This is a genomic window from Neoluteolibacter marinus (assembly GCF_014904755.1).
Taxonomy (GTDB): domain Bacteria; phylum Verrucomicrobiota; class Verrucomicrobiia; order Verrucomicrobiales; family Akkermansiaceae; genus Haloferula; species Haloferula marina.
In genome coordinates, this window is sequence record NZ_JACZFQ010000093.1 from 1 (window position 1) to 6689 (window position 6689).

Consider the following 6689-nt stretch of genomic DNA (forward strand, 5'->3'; position numbering starts at 1 on the left):
GACGGACGCGTGAGTTCCTGGGAACGCACGCGCCGTTGAACGTCGAGAGGGTCGAGGAACCGTTCAGAAGTTCCACATCTTGCCCTGCTGGGCATCGCTGAACACTTTCGGGCTGAGCATGTAGGACATCGGGGGGTCAGGCAGCGAGCTGTCGTCGAGCACCGGCAGCGACTTGCCGATGGTGGCGTCCCATGGCTGGCTGGTCGCGACATCGATCGGCGTTCCGACCCGGACGGTGTTGAAGACCTTGCGCGCGGAGTTCAGCGGCATGCGGACACAGCCGTGGGTCGCGGGATAGGGTTTCACGAAGCCCCAGTGCATTCCGTAGGAAGCGCTGTAGAACTCCATCCAGTAAGTCATCGGGTAGCCGGCACCGGGGCTGCTGGCGCGGCGGCGCTGCGCGGTTTTCGCACGGATCCTGAAGGTACCCTGGGGCGTACGGGCCGACGCGGTGCCGACGCAGATGGGAGTCGCGAGGAGGACTTCGTTCCCTTCGACGAGGTAAAGTCGCTGGGCGCTGGTGCTGAGCTTCACCCGGACATTGGAGGCGTTCTGGGGCTGCTTGAGAGGGGGATCGAACTTGAACGACGTCTGCGGTCCGCTCTGCATGGTGGTGCCGCAGGAGCTCAGGGCGAGTGCCGCGGCGGCGCAGAGGACGGGCGGCAGGATTCGGGTCACGAGGAATTTCATGGGGAATGACAGATCAATGGAAGGTTCGGGCCCCCACGACGGAGGCTCCTGCATGAAAGGCAATCCCGTCCCGAATGCAAATGTCATTTTGGCCGGGTGAACCGGCGGACCTCAGCGGAAGCCGGCGATCAGTTTCAGCGCGAGCGCCGCGAGCACCACGCCGAAGGAGGCGTCGATCCACTTCGCCGAGCGCTGGTAGCGGGATCGCAGCGGCGGCCATTGCAGGAGGCGCGCCCACAAGGCCCAGAAAACTCCGCCTTGGAAGACCACGATCGCCCACAGCACCAAGGGCCACCAGCGCGAGCGGTCGCCCTGCAGGAATGGCGCGCAAACCGCGGCGAGGAAAAGCACGGCCTTGGGATTGAGGAGATTGCAGATCAGGCCGCGGAGGTAAGGATTGCCACTCCCTCCTTCCGGTGCGCCGCCAGGGCTCGCGCTGGAAGAGCCGATGAAGTGCGGTTTCAACAATTGCCAGGCGAGCCACAGGAGATAGACCGCCGCCACCAGAGCGATGGTCTTTTGCAGCGATGGCAGTTTCTTCAATGCGACGGCCAAGCCTGCCACGGCAATCGCGGTGTGGACGGCCAGTCCGGTGGCAATGCCACAAGCCATGATTGCACCGGCTCTCGCCCCGTCGGCCAACGCGGTCCGGGTGAGCAGGATCATGTCAGGCCCGGGGCTGAACTGCCCCAGCAACATGATGCCGGCGAAGATGAACAATTCGGAGGCGGGATTCACCGCGTTTCGCGTTTCGCGGCGAGAATGTAGGCGGTCAACGCGTCTTCGTCGGCAGCGGAGATCCCGGCATTCCACGACATGCCCGGCACCACCACGTGCCAGTCGGCCTTGCTGACATCCTGCGGCAGGATGTGCTCATGGCAGCGGCCGCATTGCGCCAGATAGACGGCATGGCCCTTTTGCAGGGTTTCGTAGGTCACCCCGCTGCGGGTCGCCATCGCGGTGTCCGGGATGGGAGCGGTCCTGGGGGTGGCACAGCTGGCGAGTGTCAGGATCCCGAGACCGAACCACAGTCGTTTCATGGCAGGACTTTAATCACCGCGCCGTCGTCACGGCAATCTCTTCCCGCCCCCGTCCCGCGCGGGATTGGCGCTTTCCATGTCAGGTTCCCTTCCTAACATTCGGTCACCATGAGTCCTGCCGTTTCGGATTACGAGAAGCTCGGCGCCTTTTACCTCGGTCGCGAATATGACCTCGACACCAAGTCGGCCGACGGCGGGCTGCTGCTCTACGACTCGAAGGATTTGGTCACCCATGGCGTGGTCCTCGGGATGACCGGCTCGGGTAAAACCGGGCTCTGCCTCGCCCTGCTCGAGGAGGCGGCCATGGACAACATCCCGGCGATCGTGATCGATCCCAAGGGTGACATCTCCAACCTGCTGTTGACCTTTCCCGAATTGCGCGGCGAGGACTTCCGTCCCTGGATCAACGAGGACGACGCGGCGAAGAAGGGGATCTCGCCCGACGAGTTCGCGGCAAAGACGGCCGCGACTTGGCAAAAGGGCCTGGCCGAATGGGGGCAAGACCCCGGGCGCATCGCCCAGCTGCGGGAGAAAACCGACGTCAACATCTTCACCCCGGGCTCAAAGGCGGGCATCCCCGTTTCAATCCTCAGCTCGCTCGAAGCGCCACCGTTCGAAGTGGTGGACGATGCCGAACTGTTCGGAGAGCGCATCGAAAGCACGGTCGCGTCGCTGCTTTCCCTGGTGGGGGTGAACGCGGATCCGATCCAAAGCCCGGAGGCGATCCTGCTGTCGAGCATCTTCCAGCACGAGTGGGCCGCTGAACGCGACATCACCCTGGAGACGCTGATCCGTCACATCCAGAAGCCCCCCTTCGACAAGGTCGGGGTGATTGACCTGGAAAGCTTCCTGCCCGGAAGGGACCGCCACGCGCTCGCACTGAAATTCAACAACCTCCTCGCCTCCCCGGGATTCGCCACCTGGTTGGAGGGCCCGCCGTTGGACATCGCGAAAATGCTCCACGCTCCGGACGGCAAGCCGCGGATTTCGATCTTCTCGATCTCCCACCTCAGCGACTCCGAGCGGATGTTCTTCGTCAGCCTGCTGCTCAACCAGATGCTCGGCTGGATGCGGGCCCAGCGTGGCACCACCTCGTTGCGGGCCTTGCTCTACATGGATGAGATCTACGGCTACCTTCCGCCGACCGCGAATCCGCCGAGCAAGAAGCCGATGATGACGATGCTCAAGCAGGCGCGCGCCTTCGGGGTCGGCTGCCTGCTCGCGACCCAGAACCCGGTCGATCTCGACTACAAGGCGCTGTCGAACATCGGCACCTGGTTTCTCGGCCGCCTGCAAACGGAGCGCGACAAGCTGCGGGTGCTCGACGGCCTCGAAGGTGCGGCCGGAGAGCAGAACGCGAAGTTCGACCGGGCGTCGATGGAGAAGCTGTTGTCCGGCTTGGGCAACCGGGTGTTCCTGATGAACAACGTCCACGACGACGCCCCGGTCCTGTTCCACGTCCGGTGGGTGATGAGCTACCTGACCGGCCCGCTGACCCGCGGCAGCATCAAGAAGCTGATGGATCCGAAGCGCGCGGCCTTCGAAAGTCCCGCCTCCGCTGCCGCCGCGAACCCGATGGCCATGCCCGGGCTGACCGCGGCACCGGTGACCACTTCGCGGCCGCTGGTCGGGGCGGGGGTGCCGGAAAAATTCGCCCCGCCCGCCGGAGATGCCTCGGGTATCACCTACCGGCCCCACTTGCTGCGGGTAGGCACGGTGCATTTCTCCTCCACCAAGGCGGGGGTCGAAGGCAGCCGCAAGGTCCGCAAGGTCAATGCGATCCTGCCGGAATCAATCGACTGGGAGCGAGACTTGCCGCCGCCGCTCAAGCCGGAGGAACTCGACTCGAAACCGGCCGCCGGGGCGGGTTTCGCCGAGCTGCCGGGCTTCGCGATGAATGCCGCCAACTACAGGCAGGTCGAAAAGGATTTCGATGAATGGCTCTACCGCAACGAGCGTGCGGACATCTTCACCTGTCCGGCTTTGAAGGCCTACTCGGAGATCGGCGAGTCGGAGGGTGAGTTCCGTGCTCGGCTGGCCCAGCAGGCCCGGGAGGCGCGGGATGCCGTCCTCGCGAAAGCGCGGGCGGCGACGAACCGGAAGCTCGACACCTTGGAAGGCCGCAAGCGCACCGCCGAGGGGAGCCTTGCCCGGGAAAAGGCCCAGGCCGATGCCGCGAAGATGCAGGCCGGGGCATCCATTCTCGGCGGAATCCTGGGTGGATTGTTCGGGCGCAAGCGGAGCATGGGATCCGCTCTTTCCAAGGGAACCAGCGCCTACAAGCAACACCAGGACGTGGCCGCGGCGGAAGACAAGGTGGAGGGGATCGAGGATCAAATGGCCGATCTTCAAAAGCAGCTGCAGGAAGAGATCGCCGAGCTTTCCCGCAGCTTTGACCCGATGGCGCTGGCTCTCGAAACCGAAACGCTCAAGCCAACCCGGGCGAACGTGAGCGTCGAGTCGGTTGCCCTGCTCTGGCTGCCTTTCGATGAGCGCGGCGAGCGGGCATGGTGATTCCCGGTCCGGTGGCGGATGTTTTTGTTAAGAAGCGGTAAAAGCGGTGGCAGGCCGCCTGGAATCCACTGCATCCTCCCCTTCAATGAATTCCGGGGATCTTCCTCCGTCCCGTCCGTTGCTGGTGGTCGACGACGATCGCAAGCTTTGCGGGCTGATCCGCGACTATCTGGCTCCGCGCGGTTGGCAGGTGGACATGCGCCACACCGGACCGGAAGGGCTGGAAGCCGCCAGCACCGGCGATTACGAGGCGGTGTTGCTGGATGTCATGATGCCGGGCATGGATGGCTTCGAAGTCCTGCGAGAACTGCGCAAGACCTCGACCATCCCGGTGTTGATGCTGACCGCGATGGGGGAGGAGGCGGACCGGATCGTCGGCCTGGAGCTCGGGGCGGACGACTATTTGCCGAAAACCTTCTCCAGCCGTGAATTGCTGGCCCGGCTGCGGGCGGTCACCCGGCGGAGTGTGCGATCCGGGGAAGCTGCGGACGCCGGGAAAGAGTGGTCGGCGGGCGATTTGACGCTCAACGAGGAGACCCATCTCGTCACCTTGGACGGCGGGAATCTGGAACTGACGGCACTGGAGTTCGCGATCCTCGCCTCTCTTTTGAAGGCCAAGGGCCGCGTGAAGTCGCGTGAGGCCTTGCTCGAGGAAGTCTCCGACCGGCGCTTCGACGTGTTCGATCGCTCGATTGACGTTCACGTCTCCCAGCTCCGCCGCAAGCTGGGCGATGATCCCAAGCAGCCGCGCTTCATTCACACGATCCGGGGTGTCGGATACAAACTCAAGGAACCGGCATGAAGGAGCGTGTCCGCTTTCCGCTGCTGGCAAAGATGATGCTGTGGCTGCTGGTGCACCTGCTGGTGCTGGCGGCCGCGTTTTTCGCCTTTGTTGCCTGGCAGCTCCAGTTGGGACTCGACTCCTTTCTCAGCGGGGCCGCGGGCGATCGCTTGAAAGGGGTGGGTGAGGTGATCAGTTCCGAGCTCCGCGAAAGTCCGCGGCACGAATGGTCTTCGATCCTGGCTCGGCACGAGGAGTCGCTGGGAGTCCAGGTCTTCCTGGACATGGGGCGCGAGGGGTGGATCGGCGGGCAGCCCGACCGGGTGCCGCCGAATGTCGAAGAAAGGATCAAGAACACTCCACGCCCCCAACCGCTACCGCCAAGAGGCCCCGGAAGGCCGCCTGGACCTCCGGGGCCCGCCGGGGGGCGTGGGCCCCTCGGTGACGCTCCGCCACCGGACGAAACGGACCGAGAGGACCCGCCGAGGCCCGTGGTGGAACCGGTTTTCCTGCTGCGGGGCGAAGGCGGGGACGGCTATTGGGCGGGGATCGACCTCCCTCTCTTTCGCCCGAAGCGGGCCCAGCCATTGCACGGATTGTTGGTCCTGCGTTCGCAGGATCTTGCCGGAGGAGGCCTGTTCTTCGATCTCCGGCCGTGGATCCTGGGGGGGCTGGCGGTCCTGGCAATCAGCCTGGTGCTATGGGTCCCGTTCTTCTTTGGGATCACCCGCTTCCTGTCCCGCCTGTCGGGGGTGACGGAGTCGATCGCCGAGGGCAAGTTTGACGTGAAGGTCGGGTCCACAAGGTCCGATGAATTGGGCCACCTGGGTGTATCGATCGAAAGCATGGCAACCCGCTTGGATCGGTTGGTGCGCGGCCAGAAGCGCTTCCTGGGTGATGTGGCGCACGAGTTGTGTTCGCCCTTGGCACGGATCCAGACGGGATTGGGGGTCCTGGAGTATGGCTTGAGCGGCGACCAGCAGCGGCGGCTTGAATCGATCGAGGAGGACGTGACCGAACTTTCACGTCTGGTATCCGAGCTCCTGGCGTTCACCAAAGCTTCGACCGCAGCCAAAGCGGTGAAGCTGGAGGCGGTCGAATTGGCTCCGGTCGTCGAACTGGCGATCGCGCGCGAGTGTCCTGGCCAACTGATCGAACTGGCGGTTTCTGAGGGGCTGTCCGTGCAGGTGGATCGCAATCTCTTGTCGCGCGCCATCGCCAACGTGCTGCGCAACGCACGCACGCACGGTGGAGACGACTGTACGATCAGGATTGCCGCCAGCCGGGCCGGCAAGCAGGTGGAGCTCAGGATCGCCGACAATGGTCCGGGGGTTGCCGCGGCCGACCTGCCCCGTTTGTTCGAGCCCTTCTACCGTCCGGATGCCTCGCGAACCCGGGAGACCGGGGGAGCTGGCCTCGGTTTGGCGATCGTCCTGTCCGGAGTGGAGGCCTGCGGGGGAAGTGTTCGGGCAGAAAATTCGCCCTCATCGGGGCTGGTGGTGGTCTTCAACCTGCCCCGCGGAGCCTACTAGGCCTGTAGTATTACGGTGGATCGAAGGATCGCCGTGAAAAACCTCCGGGGTGAAACCGTGTGTTTTCAACGGGTTGTGACGGGGCTGTCAAAAAACCCGAAAAAACTTCCCGAAAGGTGTTGACCCGGGGGG

The 6689-nt window shown here is 64.3% G+C and carries 6 protein-coding genes; 3 read left to right on the forward strand and 3 right to left on the reverse strand.

Features of this window, described 5'->3' with window-relative positions; all coding sequences use genetic code 11:
- Nucleotides 1-63: 63 nt before the first annotated feature.
- From IG178_RS17665 to IG178_RS17675, 3 genes are all read right to left on the reverse strand, one after another.
- Nucleotides 64-690, reverse strand: coding sequence for a L,D-transpeptidase (locus tag IG178_RS17665; protein ID WP_193213903.1), 627 nt, complete (start codon nucleotides 688-690; stop codon nucleotides 64-66).
- 111 nt (nucleotides 691-801) lie between these two features.
- Nucleotides 802-1428, reverse strand: a complete 627-nt coding sequence (locus IG178_RS17670) for a LysE family transporter (protein ID WP_193213904.1) — start codon at nucleotides 1426-1428, stop codon at nucleotides 802-804.
- The gene (locus tag IG178_RS17675) at nucleotides 1425-1730 is read right to left on the reverse strand and encodes a c-type cytochrome (protein WP_193213905.1); all 306 of its coding nucleotides are present in this window, start codon (nucleotides 1728-1730) and stop codon (nucleotides 1425-1427) included. Before IG178_RS17675 ends, IG178_RS17670 begins: the two co-directional genes overlap by 4 nt.
- A gap of 108 nt (nucleotides 1731-1838) precedes the next feature.
- Between IG178_RS17675 and IG178_RS17680 the strand changes: the two genes are divergently transcribed.
- The 3 genes from IG178_RS17680 (at nucleotide 1839) to IG178_RS17690 (ending at nucleotide 6557) form a co-directional block, all read left to right on the forward strand.
- Nucleotides 1839-4244 (forward strand): ATP-binding protein, encoded by a 2406-nt coding sequence (locus IG178_RS17680; protein ID WP_193213906.1) that lies wholly within the window; start codon nucleotides 1839-1841, stop codon nucleotides 4242-4244.
- Nucleotides 4245-4329: 85 nt separating this feature from the next.
- Nucleotides 4330-5046 (forward strand): response regulator transcription factor, encoded by a 717-nt coding sequence (locus tag IG178_RS17685; protein ID WP_193213907.1) that lies wholly within the window; start codon nucleotides 4330-4332, stop codon nucleotides 5044-5046.
- Nucleotides 5043-6557, forward strand: coding sequence for a sensor histidine kinase (locus IG178_RS17690; RefSeq protein ID WP_193213908.1), 1515 nt, complete (start codon nucleotides 5043-5045; stop codon nucleotides 6555-6557). Before IG178_RS17685 ends, IG178_RS17690 begins: the two co-directional genes overlap by 4 nt.
- The last annotated feature ends 132 nt before the right edge of the window (nucleotides 6558-6689 follow it).